The following is a 16491-nucleotide window of genomic DNA, read 5'->3' as shown; positions in this document are numbered from 1 at the left end:
CTGCATACGCCCTTGCCCCCCGATCACCTGCTCCAATGATGATGGCAGTCATTCTGTTCATTTTCCTTTTCTCTCCTTCGTCATCCCTTTATTTCTTAAGGCAATTTTCCTTATACTATCCAAACGTTTTCCAACATCGGGTAAAAAAAGAACCCTCTAGGTCCGTTTTATAGTAGAAGATTCACGAAACAACAATTCATAAGGCAAAATAATCTTAAGCGGCAATTTCACTTTCTCTTCAACCATTTCCATGATTGCTTTTGCTGCCATTCTTCCCATTTCATATTTGGGGATATCAACGGTTGATAGAGGCGGGGAGGAATACTTCCCCATTTCACTATTATCCACTCCAAAAAAGGCGATATCCTCTGGGATTTGAAGATCATTTTCAATAACTGCTCTCATGGCAGGAATCGCCATCATATCACTTGCACAAACCATTGCTGTGGGCAGCCCATCTGGATTCTCTTTTATTAGCCGATTCATTTCTTCATAACTATTATCCATTTGCCATACCGTATTGATCACCCATTGCGGCTGAATCGTTAACCCTGCTTCATTCATCGCAGTGAGGTACCCTTTATACCGGTGTTCGGCCTGCAAATTTCCAAAACCTTCATCCACACCGCCACCAATAAAGCCAATGTGTTGATGCCCTTGGTTGTATAAGTGCTGTACCACCTTTTGAATTGCAGCTGACCTGTCGTAATCCACAATCGCAATATTCTTATCAGTATAGAAAAAGTCCAACCCTACAACAGGAAGGTATTGTTGAATATAGTCGATCAGACTGTCTTCAATCTGATCAATAAGGAGCAATCCCTCAATTCCTGATTCATGTATGGTCTTTTGTAGCAGTACTTCATTTTCTAACTCATCCTTGGTAATACTTATCAAGGTGTACTCGTGAGCTGCCAGGGTGTCGCGAATGCCTGTATAAATATCAACAAAATACGGGTTTACTTCTGCTTTCATAGGCGTGGCAACCCAGCCGATTTCCATGGTTCTAGTCTTACTGGGATTTTTCTTATTTGTCACTAAATTTCGGGCATGCTGATTAGGGATATAGCCTAACTCCTTGACAGCCTCCCAAATTTTATTTCTTGTTTCCTGATTCACATTTCGTGTTTGGTCATTTTGAATGACGCGCGAAACAGTAGAGATGGAAACGCCTACATATTCTGCAATATCCTTTAGTCTTGCCACTGCTAATACACCTCAGAATTCTAACTTAGGGCAAATTTTACCTTTTATGAATTAATCCAACTATATCACTATTAATAATTTTCCGTCAATAACTCTTTCGGTGATTAATATAAAGATTCAGGTAACTACTATATCTTCTACACTTTATCCTCATTTATCTGGGTTATGGCAGTAATTTGCAATTTCACTGCGTAGTCCAGCCCCGAATTTTCCGATTCGAACCTTATCCGTCTCCATACTCCTCCTCAAATCTGTATCCTTACGAAACATTGTTGAATCACCCCCTTGATCTACCCTCAATAGCGTTTTCATGATATTATCCAAACGTTTTCCGATTGGGTAAAAAAATACCTTCTCTTAAAAGATGGGAGTTATACCATTTAAAAACATAGGAGCGATTAAATAGAAAATTTCGATTAATACTACTATATATTCCATCAGAATATTCTGTCAACACTTATTAATAAATTTAGATTTCTCCATTGTTCTTTGGAATCTTCTTTTAGTTGGTGACGGATATGGATTCCGTTATACTAGAGGTAATAATAATAGAATAGTCAAAAAATTAATTCGAGGGGGATTATAGTGAACATACAGATTGGAATAGTAGGAACGGGGAATTTTGGGTATCACCATGGAGCGATATTATCACAAATGGACGGTGTTCAAATTCGCTCTATTTGTGGTACCAGCATAGATAAAGCTGAAAAACTCGCCGCCAAATTTGATGGGGCAAAAGGGTATAGTCATATAGAGGATATGCTCGATGCTAACGAATTGGATGCTGTATATATCTGTGTTCCCCCTGGAGCACATGGAGAGATAGAACGGGAGTTAGTCCACCGCTCTATTCCCTTTTTTGTAGAGAAGCCGCTGGGTGTTGACCTGGAAACCCCTCGTAACTTACTAACAGCCATTCAGCAGAAATCATTGATTACCTCGGTTGGATATCACTTTCGCTATACAGAATCGGTCCAGTTGGTAAAGAAGATGATGAGTGCCTGCACATCTGGGATTACTCTGGGGCAATGGATGGGCACTATGCCTGGAGTTGACTGGTGGAAAAACCAACGAATATCGGGGGGACAGTTTATCGAACAAACCACCCATATAGTTGATTTACTCCGTTATGTATGTGGAGAAATTGATGAGGTGTATGCTATGTTTGGCACGAGTGCGACCGCTGAAAAGGATCCATCTATAACAGTAGCTGATGTGGGTACAGTAAATATGAAGCTAAAAAACGGAACAGTGGCGAACATTGCGAATACTTGCCTTCTTCCCCCTCCCATGTCAAGAACAGGAATGACTTTTTATACCGATCAGGGGACGATCGACTGGTCGCCATCCCGGTTAGACGTGAACTTCGAGGGGACACAATCCAAGTTTTCCGATTCTATGAATCCCTATCAAACAGAAAGTGAAGCATTCCTACACGCTGTTAGGACGGGGGATTCTTCCCGAATATTATCAGATTATCATGACGCCTATCAGACCCACCGCGTTACCTGTGCGGCATTGGAATCAGCCACCAAAGGCATTCCGATTATATTACGTGATGATAATGAAGGGTAAAACCAAAAAGCTCAAGCGCCTTGGCTCTAGCCGGAATCAGACAACTAATCCCAAGTTATCAACAGGGTAAATTTTTTTGAAATTCGTTCCTCTTTGCTTCCAATCTGGACGGATAAAAATGTCGCATGGGAACGCGTCTCCATTTTGTTCTAAAATAGCTTTATCTGCCAACAGTAGGGCAGCATGTCCACAATGTCCATTTTTAAAGGAGTGAACACAATGAAAACCGTTTATGACTTTCACGTAAATATGCCGAATGGTGAGAGGAAATCACTACAAGAATTCGAGGGCAAGCCGCTCCTCATTGTAAATACAGCCAGCAAATGTGGGTTTACGCCGCAATTTGCTGGACTGCAAAAACTATATGATACATATAAAGACCATGGGCTGGAGATATTGGGTTTTCCATGTTCTCAGTTCAACAATCAGGAATTTGCCCAAATTGAAAAAACAACGGAGTTCTGCCAGGTAAACTACGGAGTAACCTTTCCCATCTTCGCAAAAGTGGAGGTAAACGGCCCAAATGCCGATCCATTATTCAAGTTTTTAAAAGAAGAAAAGAGAGGTCTTCTATCTCCAATGATCAAGTGGAATTTCACAAAATTCCTCGTCAACCGTGACGGCCAAGTAATCAAACGCTATGCTCCAACAATCGATCCAAGCAAAATTAAAGCCGATATAGAAAAAATATTTTCTGAAACATAACCAGAACGGTTTCCAAATGCGGGAAATTTTGATCTCTACATTTATTTCCATGGCTAGGCAGGGAGTGGGGGCTCATAATAATAGTTTATTTCCCGCTTCCTCCCTATCTTACTTTTCTATTTATGGTTATCTGAACTATTAAAAAAATGTTTTACCTAGCGCTGACCACAAACTACGCCCGTTTGATTTCACTTTGTTTTGCTCCTTTCCGCTTAGCGATAGTATTAATTACATGGTTTTAGATGAATGAAAGCACCTTGATGATTTGGGTCAAGACTTAGTACCAGTTTCAGCTGTTCCCTTGCTTGATCGCAGTTGTTTAAACCAATTAGACCTAGTGCCCTCATGTAACGGCAATGGATTTCATTTCTTTTTTTAAGGTCATCATTAAACACAAGAAAGTCTGGAAGCGATACAGCAAAATAATCAATCTTTGGATCGTCAAACAAATGGCTTTCACCATAATCTATCAATTTATTAAATCTCCGTTTCGCTTCTTTCTCGTTTTTCAATTTGAGCATTGCTAAGCCTTGATAAAAAATCGTTTCTGGTGGTGCGTCATTATAATACATTGCACTTGCAGGCTCCTCTAATCCTTGCGAGGCAAGAAAGAAGTACTTGTTTGATTTCTCGAGATCCCCTAACCCCTCATATGCACAGCCAAGATAATAATGGATATGATTTTCCTGCGCCCCCTGAAGTTTCCCTTCTCCTAAGTTATGTGGATATACTAAGGCTTCATCCAAGGCTTGAATCGCTTCATCCCATTTCATTTCTGAAAGGTAATGCTTTCCAAGCTCAATATGTGCAAATACATATTGACCAGTAACTTTTCCTTCCCCGCCTTCCCATGGATGAAACTTGCGATGGCTAAGTAATTCAATAGATTTACGGAATTGCCCTAAAGTATTTAATAATGTCACATATTCAACAAACAGATCATCCCTAGCTTCGACCAATTCCAGGTTAGCATTCAGATGTGCTATTCTCTTTTCAGGGGTAATCCCTAGCTTTTTATATAACTGATCCAATTCATACAATACTCGTGCATCTGACCTATTACAGTGAAATGCTGTTTCTAATGAATCAAGTGCCTTTGTTGAATCCTGGAATTGATTGTAATAGGCAAGCGCTAAGTTCCGGTGCACTGTAGCAAATTGAGGATTCTCTTGCCTTGACTTTTCCCACAAGACAACGGCTTCTTTGTATCGTTTTTTATCATATAGCAAGTTACCCAAATAGTAACTCGCTTTATCATCCTTTGGATTGGCGCGAATAGCCTCCTCTAATACAATGAATTCAAACAAGCTATTTGGAAAACAATAATCTGCTGTTGACGCACTTCCTGCTTTACGATATATGTCTGCCTTTTTACATTGGTTTGTTTTGGAATATAAATAAGCCATCGAGTAATGCAGAAGGGGATATACATCACTACACGCATCTGGAACAACACGATTCAGTACTTGAATGGCCTCTTCATATAGTCCGCACCCTTCATAATCAGCGGCTACATTGAGATAGTTTTGAACATCGTCTCGCAGTAATTGCTGGAGTTCAGCTAAAGTAAGATAAGCCTCCTCTGTTTGACCAAGTTCCATCAACACTAAATAAAGCTCGTTATAAGCTCCAAAATCGGCAATATCCATCCGAAGCGTCTCTTCAGCAAAACCTTTCGCTTCATGAAAGCGTTCGAGTTTACGGAGTATGGCCGTTTTCAGATGACGCCCTTTGTAATTTCGAACATTGCGATTTAGTGATTTTTCAATAAGGTCTAATGCCTCTAAAAACGATCCATTCTCAACTGCAATTTGTGCCAGTGAGAAGTAGCCGCTATCCTGCCATGCGGAGGACCAAACAGATTTATAGAATGCCGAAAAGGCTTCCTTTAATTTCCCCTGCAGCTTGAGGGATACTCCAAGTTGATAAAATGCTTCAGAGTCATATGGATTAGGGTTACGCCCGGTTAATGAACGAATCGCAGTCCGGAAGTATTTTTCACTTTCCGCAAATAATCCCCTACGTAATAATAAAGTTCCATAGGCAACATTGATTCGAATATCCTTGGAATCACGCTTTAATCCTTCTACATAATAGTCTTCCGGTTCAAAAGTAGCATGGCGGTATTGTTCTAAGTGCAATCCTGCTAAAAATAATTCCTCAGTCGTTTTTAATTCTTCCGGCCGAGGTAAAGGTTTTGCCGCGTCAGGTATTTCCTCTATTCTTCGCTTCTCAGGCTGATAAGAAATTAAACGATTTCCATTTTTGTCACTTACTATTACTTGAAGATCATGTTCCTGCACTCCCTTTTCAAGCGCAATGACCGTTTGGAATGTATGAGCAGGCGACAGGCTGACTGTTTCTTTTAGATAAGTAGATCCATTTCCTTTCAATTCGATGATCGCACCTTCAAAAACTGCTGTCGTATAAACGGAAATGGAAGCTTCATTAGATATCTCATTCAATTCCAATGTCACTGCCGCATCAATAGAAGCATTTTTAACAACACCAATATTTTTATACGGCATGAAGTATTGAGTGAAAGTCTTTTCCTCATATGGCTGCAGCCAAGTGAAATCTGGTTGATTGTCGGTATAAACACCAGTCATTAATTCAATGTACGGCCCATCTTCATCCGTTAAATTGCGATCCCAAGCCTGCCCAAAATCACCATTCCCCCATGTCCATTGTTTTTTCCCTGGAGATATGTGATGATTTGCCACATGAAGCAACCCTGCCTGCACGCTATGGTCATACCCTCCGACAAAGTTATATTCAGACTTATAAGCCATATAAGAGGTTGGCACAGGGATATTCTTATAGCGTGAAATATCGACTCCCTCGGAATAATCCATCTTATAATAGGTCCCTGTAGCAATTGGGAACCGTGAAACATCACGTTTCCCATGATCAAAAACAGCATGTACATCAGGGGGAAAACGGATTGCGTATGATCATTTACTGCTACTGCCGGATTTGCCCACCACAGAAAGGTTTGAGGCTCCGGTGTACGGTTATATACTTGTGCCTTGACTTCCAAGTATGCTTTACCTGGATATAAAGTAAATCCAGCTGTTACTTTTGTTCCATACATCCGATCAATTTCACTTACCCATACGGTTGCACTGCCATCCTCATTTTCGGTAGTCGTATATTCCACCGGTCCGAATGTGTTTGGACGATGATGCTGCGGCCAATTAAACTCAATACCACCGGAAATCCATGGACCTGCCAGCCCAACAAGCGCTGGTTTAATAACACGATTGTAATAGACAAAATCATAATCATTTGTTTTATCGAGTGCTCGGTAAATCCGCCCTCCTATTTCAGGCATTATTTCAATATAAAGATATTCGTTTTCTATCATAATCAGTTTGTAAGATTGTAATGATATATTATCTAAAATTTTATCTATAACCGGATAGGGATAAACCTTTCCTGTACTGCCCTGATAAACTCGCTTTTCAAGAAACATTGGGTTTTTTTCAGGCTTTCCAACACCATAAGTAGGGATCTCTCTTTTTTCCTCCCAAATACGTACCTTTTGTTCAGTACTTTCCAATGAACTCACTCCTTTTCAATGCTTACACATTGACAATACAAGGAAAACATTCCACAAACAATCAACGAAGTTCTGTTTGTGATGGACAATATTCTGATTTTCTAATAAAATAAATAAATAAATATACATTTGAGAATTTCCTTTAGGGGTTAATGCGGGATCAATGGAGTGATTTGTAGTGGATACTGTAAAGAAGCAAGAAGGGTTTGAATCAGAAAAACTCCTCGTCCTACCTGAATACATAATCGAAGAAATAATAGAAAACCCTTTGCTCCAAAGCCTATATGTAACCGATATCGGATACTTCCCACATGCAAAATATCATTATCGTGACCGCAGTGAAGGGTGCGACACAACCATTTTAATCTATTGTGCAGCCGGGGAGGGCTGGGTGGAACTTAATGGCGCTAAGCCATTAAAGCTTAAAGCAAATATGCTGATTGTCATACCAGCTGGGACTCCACACTCTTACGGTGCAGCTGAACAGAATCCTTGGAGTATATATTGGTTCCATATAAAAGGAAGCCAAGTGAAAGAACTGGTTACTTGTTTCGGTTTAGATGAAGGTCTTTTACAAATTCCAATCAGTACCTTTGTAAAATTTGTAGAGTTATTTAATCAATGCTATGACACTCTTTTACATAAACTTTACTCTCCCTTACATCATATAAGCGTTTCTCAAACGATAAAATATCTGTTAAGCATACTTGGTTTGACAAGCACGCAAACATTACAGAAAGAAAGAAAAAAGCTGTATCTTGAAAAAGCCATCAATTATATGAATGAAAACATTAATGGCACGATTACGCTTTCAGAACTTGCACAATATGCTGGTTTATCAAAACAACATCTTATTCATCTTTTCAAACAGGAAACAAGTTTTCCACCAGTTGATTATTTTCTTCGTTTGAAAATCAATCATGCTGGCCAAATGTTAGATTTAACGAATCAAACGGTGAAACAAATTGCGATTTCACTAGAGATGGATCCTTATTATTTTTCGAGAATCTTCAAAAAAATTATGGGCTGCTCACCTTCTGAATATCGGATGATACAAAAGGGCTAAAAGTTGATATAAATTCTGATAGCACAGAAAAAAGTACCCCTTAATGGGATACTTTTTTTACCTTTATTGAAGGCTGTGTTAAAGGTGCATGTTGATCAAAAATTCCAGCATTTTTTCTACTTTTATGACATTATCCTAAAACAGGCTGGTCAACAAACTTTACACATTCTGCATGATCGTGTAATTCCAATATTACAATTTCATTTTCTCCCACTTGTAAAAATGGGGCTGGAACATACAGTGTTTGCTGCGGACCAATCTCCCAGTAGCGGCCAAGATTATGACCATTTACAAAGACAACGCCTTTTGTCCATTCAGACAGATCAATGAAAGTATCTGCCGCCTCATGAACTGTCAACATACCACGGTGAAAAGAAGGATGATTTTCCTTCGGCTCTTCAGATGTGAATACCAATTGACTCAAATCTTTTAAAGGTAATGGATAGACAGTCCAATCAAATAAAAATTGGTTGCCTAATCGGACACCTTCTGTAATTCCTTTGTAATCTGTAAGGAATGGCCCATAATTGATTCGTCCCATATTTTCAACAATAATCTGGAGTTTTGTCTCATCCTCTGTGATCTCTACCTCAATACGGGAGCGGCCGCCGATTCGTTCGACTAACCCGGCATATTGACCATTCAAATAAATCTGACCACGGTCATGGACATCTTGAACCGTTAATGTCTGCTTACCATACGCACCTTTAATGACTGTTTCATAGACAATAAATCCATACGCTTGACCATAATGTTCCATCGTTAAAGGGCTTTGACTTTGCTGCGGAACAGAAAGTTGCTCTAATGAATCAAGCAATGCCGCATGCTCCGTAAATTGAACCACTCCAAAGTGTTTCTTTGGTGTATTGGGAGGTACGTTCATTTCTGGCAATTCAACATATTGTTCAAACATCTTTCTGACCGCAAGGAATTTCTCTGTAATGTCCCCTGCTTCCGTCAATAATGCATCATAATCATAGCTGGTAATCGTCGGCTGATACTCTTCTTCACTATGATTGGCGCCATTATAGAAGCCAAAATTGGTCCCGCCGTGTGCCAAATAAAAATTTACAGAGGCTTTTTGCTTAAGCATCGGCTCTAGCGACTCGAGAAGACTTTCAGCTGTTCTCGTATGATGCTCCTCACCCCAATGATCAAACCAACCATGCCAAAATTCCATGCACATAACTGGGCAGTTAGGCTGTAAGCGCTGTAATTGTTCAAATGCGGCTTCCGTTCGCGAACCAAAATTGACCGTTTCCAACACACCTTCAATCATCCCGCCATGGAGCATGCTTGGTAGCGGTCCATCAGAAGTAAACAGCAGCTCATCATTGACCCGTCTTTTGATGCTGTCGCGCAAATAGTTCAAATACTTTTTGTCATTTCCAAAACTGCCGTATTCATTTTCGACTTGCAGGGCAATAATCGGACCGCCATTTGAACTCAGCAGCGGGCGCAAACGGTCAAATAGGACATCGAAATACGCATCTACTTTCTCTAAAAATGGTTCATTGTAGCAGCGGAATTTGATATTCGGTACTGTCAAGAGCCAATAGGGAAACGCGCCAAATTCCCACTCTCCACACATATACGGACCAGGTCTAACAATAACATACAGGCCCACTTTTTCAGCTGTTTTAATAAACCGCTCAATGTCCGCAATCCCATCGAAAACAAATTGTCCTTCCTCAGGTTCATGCATGTTCCAAGCAATACAGGTTTCAACCGTATTGAACCCGCATTCTTTGATTTTAATTAACCGATCCTCCCAATATTCCGGTACTGTCCTAAAATAATGCATCGCACCGCCAAGTAACTGAATTTCCTCGCCATCCATTAAGAATGATTGTTGATTATATGTTAACCTTGCCATACTACACCTTCTTTCTTTTGCTTAAAATAAGTTCTAACCAATGAACTCCCTCCTTTTCATTGCTTACACATCGACAATACAGGGAAAACCTTGCACAAACAATCAACGAAATTCTGTTTATGATGGATAATATTCTGATTATCTTATAAATCAATAAAAATTACGCTTGGGAGTCAGTCCCCACTTTCGGAAGATTTGCACAGAACAAAAGGCACAGCTAGCAGAAAGGAGCTAGCTGTGCCCTCATGTAATTGTCATTAGGTTCGTTTTATGGACGCCTCAAAACCTAATTTAGGATGTTAGAGTCGTCTTTTTCATACACTATTTAATTTACTATAAAAAATCGAAATGGCTCTTCTTGTCATCAATTGTGAAAATCGGGTCCTTAATGACGCAGTCGATGTGGACACCGGCTTCGTTGGTGCCGCCGAAGGGTTTGTTGCTGCCGAAGGCGATATGTACGGTTCCATAGACCTTCTCATCTTCTAGGACGTTGCCAGTTAATCGCGCTTTTTTATTGGTGCCGATGCCAAATTCCGCGATGATTCGGCCGTTGCCGTCACCGAGTAATTGCAGTAACTGCTGTCCCTGTACGCCGCTGGCATCGATGAGCCTTCCGTTTTTTATGGTTAACAATACTGGTTCGCTAACGACACCAATGCCGGCAATCGAACCATCGACAAGAATCGTTCCATTGGCGGAATCTTCTAGCGGAGCGATATAGCTTTCACCGGAAGGGAGATTTCCGGACTCTCCTTTTTCGCGGAATACACCGGTACTCGGGATTCCTTTTCTTCCTTTGATTGAAAATGATAGTTTCGTATCTTCCTTCTCGATCGTAACAAGTTCCCCCGCCTCAAGCAGCTCACAATAAGAGGCGGTTAACTCTTCTACCTCCGCATAATCGGCCGTAATCGCACCTTCCTCAAGCATATCGATGGTTATTCCCGGCATGGTTGCGACACGCGCGCCGCAAGCGGAGGCTTCTTTTCGCGCTTTTGTATGGGTTAAAGAATGATGAGTAATGCACAGAACAACCTCCGCCGCTTTCATCGCTTCGGCAACCGGGCGCGGCGGTTCTTCTCCGGATTTTGTTCGCGTCGCCATTTTCATGACGATTGTTTCATTTCCTAAATGCGCACCTGCCTGGTCAAACACATCAGCAATTTCACTAGATTCCGAATCGGTCACAATCAGGATATGCTCATTTTCCTTCACGTGTAAATTATGATTCAAGATCGATTTGGCCACTTCAATTAATTCTTGCATAATACTCCCTCCAAGCCCCTGGTGTTATATTTATTAGCTATCCACTTCAACGTTATATTTTCAGCTTCAATTGATATCTTCGGATGACATCGCTTACTTCATCCCTTGTTTGTTGTAAAAGCGGAATATATTCTTGAATGTTTTCGTCCTTCATCCGGTACGTAGGGCCGGATACGGTTACAGAGCCAATAATCTCTCCTTTGTCAAACAAAGGAACGGCGATTGCAATCACTTCAGGCGTATATTCCCCCTGACTTAGCGCCCAGCCTTGCTCCTTAATTTTTTCCAATTCTGCACGGAGTGTGTCCGGATCCGTCATTGTCGTTTTCGTGTATTTCACCAATCCCCGCTCAACTACTGAATCAATAAACTCATCAGGCATGTACGCGAGAATGGTGCGATAAGAGGCACCGACATATAACGGCGCTCGGCTTCCTGCATATACAGAAAACTTCACTTTATTCTCCGGCTCGACCACATCAAGGGTCACTGCCTCATCCCGGTCTAAGATCGTCAAGAAGATTGACTCGCCGGTTTGATCCTTTAAGCGTTCAAGAATCGGGTGGATTAATTTTGTCACATTCAGGCTTTCGTACATAATCATGCCTAATTCCCATGTCGCGTAGCCTAATGAATATTTTTTTGTCTCTTTATCTTTTGATATAAATCTATTTTTTTCTAAGGTTTCGAGAATGCGATAAATATTGGTATGATTCAAGCCAAGTTCATTTGCTAGCTCTCGACCGCCCCATACCGGTCTTTCCTTTGTAAACATCATTAATACCTTTAGCGCTAGGTCTAAGGTTTTTAACATCTAGAAGTACGCCCCCCGCCCCATCCAAATTCCCTATTATTATTAGATAATGAAAATCTGGAAAAATCAATAGCTGTCACATGAATAAGCAGCTATCCTCTAACTTTAAAGGGAGTAAAAGTTAAAGAGAATAACTGCGCCAAAAGACCTAGGCGGCCTCAGCCAACAAAGCCGCCCGTATCTGAATTATTTTTCAAAAAGAAAATCCACTACCGCGGCAATATAGACCTTGGCACAACGAATAATATCTTCAACTTGAACGCGTTCATTGTATCCGTGAATCGTCGGTAAATAGGCCGGGCCGTATTGCAAAACAGGAATCTGATAATCCCTGAAGTGGCGGGCGTCACTGCTCGCCCATTGCATCACGCCATACGCCTCTTCGCCGGTGACAAAGCTAATATTATCGACAATCGCCTGGCATACAGGATCCTCAGCACTTGTATAATTGGCATGACTTCTGAATCCGAATGGACGAATTTCATAGCGGATGCCTAATTCATCGAGATTTTTCTTCAAATAAGCCGACACTTCATCACGGGTAATCCCGAATGGCAAACGGCAATCAACCTGCACCTTACAGCTTTCAGGGATGACATTGGATTTCGTTCCGCCTTGAATCGTGCCAATATTAACAGTCACTTTTTCAAGCACTGGCTGGAACTTCTCACGTTCCTTCTCCACCTCGCGCATATAGCGTTTGGAGACGTCGATTAACCCTTGAACTTCTTCCGGAATCTCAATGGTCAAATCCCAAAGCGTTCTGATTTTTTCAATCGCAGCAATCGCATCGGTGATGGCGTTATTGCCAGCGAGAGGTGACAAGCTGCCATGGCCCGGTTCCCCGAACACTTCAAGCTCGAACCAGTAAGAACCTTTTTGGCCGATGGTCGGATTCAAGCGGGAAGAAGGCTCAGCAATCAAGGCGCCGTCCCCTTTAATCAAACCCTTTTCCAATAACCATGGAACACCGAATTCTCCGCCTGTTTCTTCATCCGGCACAATCGCGAGCGTGAGTTTCCCTGGGAGCTCAACGTCTAACCGTTTTAATAATGCAAAGACAAAAATTAATCCGGCAAGGCCTGCCTTCATATCGCTTGCACCGCGGCCAAGCATCCAGCCATCCTTGACTTCTCCGGAAAAAGGATCAAAATCCCATTTGGACAAGTCTCCTGCAGGAACAACATCCGTGTGTCCGCAGTAGATTAATTCTTTCCCCTGATCGCTGCCGATACTGGAAAGTAGATTAAACATTTTCTCACTTGATTCGTGCCAGTCGGCATCAAGACCATAATGGCCAAGGTAATCTGTGATAAACTGAGAAATTTCTGTAGAGTCTCCCGGCGGATTTTCACTCGGAATCTTAATTAACGACCCGCAAAGCTCAATCAATTCATCCTTATGCGCTTCGACTTCATCAATCAACCGTTGTTTTAAGGCAGTTAGATCACTCATCCTGCAGTCACCTGATTTCCTTTTGTTTGTAGATGTGTCATTTTTCCATATAACTGCTCAAGGCGGGTAAATTCTGCTTCATCATAAAATGAACATTTCCCATCGCCGAACAGTTTGGCTACTTCAATCACATAGCGGACCACCTGCTCCACATCCATTGGATGCGTTGCCCCGGTGCCGCAGCCGGCAACAGCGGTTTCCGTTGTAATCGCAATCCCGACAACCGGGCTCTTTGTTGCGACAGCTGGCTGAAGAATACTATTCACATGGTAAACGCCATTACCGTAAGGAGTGATATCTTGTGTCGTAATCGGCAGGGTTACCGGCAGGCGGCCTGCTGATTGGGTATACACATGTAATAAATCCTGGCTGATTTTTAAAATATAGCCCTCTTTAACGGTTGGTGTAATGGCAAAACCTTTATGATTGGTAATGATATTTCCTTTTGTCGTATCAATCGAAAGAATGGCATCCATTTCTTCTGTTACTTCATGCTGGTTCATCGCTAAGATGTCGACCGGTGAGTCCATAAACGGAACGGGGTCATGCGGCAAGGTTGGCGCTGTCGGGCAAATATGGGTTGTTAAAATGATATCTCCGTTTAAGCGGTCTCCCTTTCCAGTCATATCAAGGAGCTTTGCAGCAGCGGCCATACATGATAAGGCGCCGTCACCGTCAGACACAAAGCCTTTTACTTCAGGACGGGCACCAATGCCGCCGAGGCGTCCGATGACCCCAAGCGTTGGCGCATTTCCGCCATTTGACTTCCCGTTTTCACCAGGAATGACAACTTTAATAAAATCAGTCGAGCCGGCTTTGCCTTCTACCGTTTGAACGGTCACCTGCCCAATTGTTGAAATCTCTTCCAGGTAGCTTTTAACATCCTCGCCGGTTACATGAATACTATCCATAATTTCTAAAACTTCCATAACATGTTTCAATGACATTCAAATTCCCTCCAATATTATGATTCGAAAAGATGGCAGGCCACTCGCTGCGCTGCCTCGTGCTGCTTCAACTCCGGTCTGGCCGTTTTGCAGATGTCCATTGCATGCGGGCATCTTTGATGGAAATGACAGCCTGAAGGCGGATTAACGGGACTTGGCACATCCCCTTTTAATAGAATTCGTTCTTTCTTCTCATAAGGGCTTTCTTTCGGGATCGCCGACAGCAGCGCCTTTGTATACGGATGAAGCGGGTTTTCGTAAATTTCAGCAAAGGTGCCGATTTCGACGATTTTTCCGAGGTACATCACGGCAATTCTGTCACACATATAGCGGACCACATTTAAATCATGCGAGATAAAAATATAGGTTAAGTCAAATTGCTTCTGTAAATCTTTTAAGAGATTAATCACCTGTGCCTGGACGGATACATCCAAGGCCGAAACCGGCTCGTCACAGATAATCACATCCGGATTTAACGCAAGCGCACGGGCGATATTAATCCGCTGCCGCTGTCCCCCTGAAAATTCATGCGGGTAGCGGTCTGCGTGGTAGCTGCTTAAGCCCACCACTTCTAATAATTCTTGAACGCGCTTATTCCGCGATTGTTTATCGCCGACGTTATGAATTTCTAACGGTTCAGCAATTAACTGTTTAATCGTTTTTCTTGGGTCTAACGAGGCATACGGGTTCTGGAACACCATTTGAATTGATTTCCGAGATGCCCGAATTTCCTTCGTCCCCATCGATGCTAAATCCTGGCCTTTAAAAACCACCTTGCCGTCAGACGGGCGGATCAATTGGTTGATTAACCGAGCCATCGTTGATTTACCGCAGCCCGATTCCCCGACAATCCCCAGTGTTTCCCCGCGAAAGACTTCGAAACTGACGCCATCGACCGCTTTAACACTAAGCTTTGATTTTTTGAAAGGAAGCGGATCCTGGATCGGGAAATGCTTTTTTAAATTTTCTACTTTAATAATCGCCTCAGCCATGATACGCCTTCTCCTTTCTTTCAAGCCGTTCTTCCTTCGTTTGGAAATGGCAGGAAGTAAAATGGCCTTCCTCTACCTCAATCAGATTCGGTTTTTTCGAAAAACAAATATCCTGTGCATACGGACAGCGGTCGGCAAAATGGCAGCCGTTGATTTCCTGGCGCAAATCAGGCGGCGTTCCCGGGATAGCCGGCAGCTTCTGCTCATTTACGATTTCACTAGTAATCTGGGAATCAAGTAATCCCCATGTATACGGATGGAGCGGGTTATCAAAAATCGTCTTCACACTGCCGGATTCAACGGTATTGCCGGCGTACATGACAATGACCTTATCACACATTTCCCACACGACGCCGAGATCGTGGGTAATCATAATAATCGACGTATTAACCGTCTCCTGCAGATGCCGCATCAAATCAAGGATTTGTGCTTGAACGGTCACATCCAATGCCGTCGTTGGCTCATCGGCAATTAACAGTTTCGGATTACAAGCAAGGGCAATCGCAATCATCACCCGCTGCCGCATCCCCCCTGAAAATTCGTGGGGATACATATCGATGCGTTTTTCCGCTTCCGGAATGCCGACTAGCTTCAGCATGTCGATCGCCGCTTGCTTCGCTTCTTTTTTCGAGACCTTCCGATGGGTGCGGATCGATTCGATGATTTGATTCCCAACGGTAAAGACAGGATTTAAACTTGTCATCGGATCCTGGAAAATCATTGAAATCTCATTGCCTCTGACGGACCGCATCTCTTTTTCCGATAAAGCCAGCAGGTCCTTCCCGTCAAACATGATCTTCCCGCCGGCAATCTTTCCGGGCGGACTTGGGATCAAACGGAGCAAAGCCGTTGCCGTCACACTTTTTCCCGAACCGGACTCACCGACAATGCCGAGCGTTTCTTTTTTATTTAAGGTAAAACTCACACCGTTTACTGCTTTCACAACAGAAGACGAAGAGCGAAAATGCACTTCCAAGTCTTCCACCTTTAGTAAAAAATCTGTCATGCCTATCACCTCCAGCTT

At 42.3% G+C, this 16491-nt stretch carries 11 protein-coding genes and 1 pseudogene; 3 read left to right on the top strand and 9 right to left on the bottom strand.

The window, feature by feature from the left end:
- Nucleotides 1–156 precede the first annotated feature (156 nt).
- A complete protein-coding gene (locus ACO1D1_RS01155) occupies nt 157–1206 on the bottom strand; it encodes a LacI family DNA-binding transcriptional regulator (protein WP_423334656.1) in 1050 nt (349 codons plus the stop codon).
- Between the two features lie 585 nt (nt 1207–1791).
- Between ACO1D1_RS01155 and ACO1D1_RS01150 the strand changes: the two genes are divergently transcribed.
- Nucleotides 1792–2781: a Gfo/Idh/MocA family protein gene (locus tag ACO1D1_RS01150; RefSeq protein ID WP_423334655.1), complete on the top strand. Its 990-nt coding sequence runs from the start codon at nt 1792–1794 to the stop codon at nt 2779–2781.
- A gap of 219 nt (nt 2782–3000) precedes the next feature.
- On the top strand, nt 3001–3486 hold the full coding sequence (locus ACO1D1_RS01145) for a glutathione peroxidase (protein WP_423334654.1): 486 nt from the start codon (nt 3001–3003) through the stop codon (nt 3484–3486).
- Between the two features lie 224 nt (nt 3487–3710).
- Here the strand turns inward: ACO1D1_RS01145 and ACO1D1_RS01140 are convergent.
- Nucleotides 3711–7048 (bottom strand): annotated as a pseudogene (locus ACO1D1_RS01140) (DUF5107 domain-containing protein).
- A 178-nt stretch (nt 7049–7226) separates the two neighbouring features.
- Here ACO1D1_RS01140 and ACO1D1_RS01135 point away from each other — a divergent pair.
- Nucleotides 7227–8114 (top strand): AraC family transcriptional regulator, encoded by an 888-nt coding sequence (locus tag ACO1D1_RS01135; protein ID WP_423334653.1) that lies wholly within the window; start codon nt 7227–7229, stop codon nt 8112–8114.
- A gap of 130 nt (nt 8115–8244) precedes the next feature.
- Here ACO1D1_RS01135 and ACO1D1_RS01130 read toward each other — a convergent pair whose 3' ends face one another.
- The 7 genes from ACO1D1_RS01130 to ACO1D1_RS01100 all read right to left on the bottom strand — a co-directional run bounded on the left by ACO1D1_RS01130 (nt 8245) and on the right by ACO1D1_RS01100 (nt 16473).
- Nucleotides 8245–9990, bottom strand: a complete 1746-nt coding sequence (locus ACO1D1_RS01130) for a glycoside hydrolase family 35 protein (RefSeq protein ID WP_423334652.1) — start codon at nt 9988–9990, stop codon at nt 8245–8247.
- 333 nt (nt 9991–10323) lie between these two features.
- Nucleotides 10324–11262, bottom strand: a complete 939-nt coding sequence (locus tag ACO1D1_RS01125; RefSeq protein ID WP_423334657.1) for an aminopeptidase — start codon at nt 11260–11262, stop codon at nt 10324–10326.
- A 49-nt stretch (nt 11263–11311) separates the two neighbouring features.
- Nucleotides 11312–12073: an IclR family transcriptional regulator gene (locus tag ACO1D1_RS01120; protein WP_149871881.1), complete on the bottom strand. Its 762-nt coding sequence runs from the start codon at nt 12071–12073 to the stop codon at nt 11312–11314.
- A gap of 186 nt (nt 12074–12259) precedes the next feature.
- The gene (locus tag ACO1D1_RS01115; protein WP_423334651.1) at nt 12260–13528 is read right to left on the bottom strand and encodes a M20 family metallopeptidase; all 1269 of its coding nucleotides are present in this window, start codon (nt 13526–13528) and stop codon (nt 12260–12262) included.
- On the bottom strand, nt 13525–14475 hold the full coding sequence (locus ACO1D1_RS01110) for a DUF1177 domain-containing protein (RefSeq protein ID WP_423334650.1): 951 nt from the start codon (nt 14473–14475) through the stop codon (nt 13525–13527). The genes ACO1D1_RS01115 and ACO1D1_RS01110 overlap by 4 nt, the downstream gene beginning before the upstream one ends.
- Before the next feature lie 17 nt (nt 14476–14492).
- Nucleotides 14493–15467: an ABC transporter ATP-binding protein gene (locus tag ACO1D1_RS01105; RefSeq protein WP_149871884.1), complete on the bottom strand. Its 975-nt coding sequence runs from the start codon at nt 15465–15467 to the stop codon at nt 14493–14495.
- Entirely contained in the window at nt 15460–16473 is a 1014-nt protein-coding gene (locus ACO1D1_RS01100) for an ABC transporter ATP-binding protein (protein ID WP_423334649.1), read from the bottom strand. Before ACO1D1_RS01100 ends, ACO1D1_RS01105 begins: the two co-directional genes overlap by 8 nt.
- Nucleotides 16474–16491 lie beyond the last annotated feature (18 nt).

The organism is Neobacillus sp. 19 (genome assembly GCF_049463095.1).
Taxonomy (GTDB): Bacteria; Bacillota; Bacilli; order Bacillales; family Cytobacillaceae; genus Neobacillus.
This window is presented reverse-complemented; position numbering and strand designations above follow the sequence as displayed.

Excerpts from the sequence above, each read along its gene's own strand:
- ACO1D1_RS01145 (WP_423334654.1), top strand. The coding sequence starts at position 3,001 with ATGAAAACCGTTTATGACTTTCACGTAAATATGCCGAATGGTGAGAGG.
- ACO1D1_RS01130 (WP_423334652.1), bottom strand. The coding sequence starts at position 9,990 with ATGGCAAGGTTAACATATAATCAACAATCATTCTTAATGGATGGCGAG.
- ACO1D1_RS01120 (WP_149871881.1), bottom strand. The coding sequence starts at position 12,073 with ATGTTAAAAACCTTAGACCTAGCGCTAAAGGTATTAATGATGTTTACA.
- ACO1D1_RS01115 (WP_423334651.1), bottom strand. The coding sequence starts at position 13,528 with ATGAGTGATCTAACTGCCTTAAAACAACGGTTGATTGATGAAGTCGAA.
- ACO1D1_RS01110 (WP_423334650.1), bottom strand. The coding sequence starts at position 14,475 with ATGTCATTGAAACATGTTATGGAAGTTTTAGAAATTATGGATAGTATT.
- ACO1D1_RS01105 (WP_149871884.1), bottom strand. The coding sequence starts at position 15,467 with ATGGCTGAGGCGATTATTAAAGTAGAAAATTTAAAAAAGCATTTCCCG.
- ACO1D1_RS01100 (WP_423334649.1), bottom strand. The coding sequence starts at position 16,473 with ATGACAGATTTTTTACTAAAGGTGGAAGACTTGGAAGTGCATTTTCGC.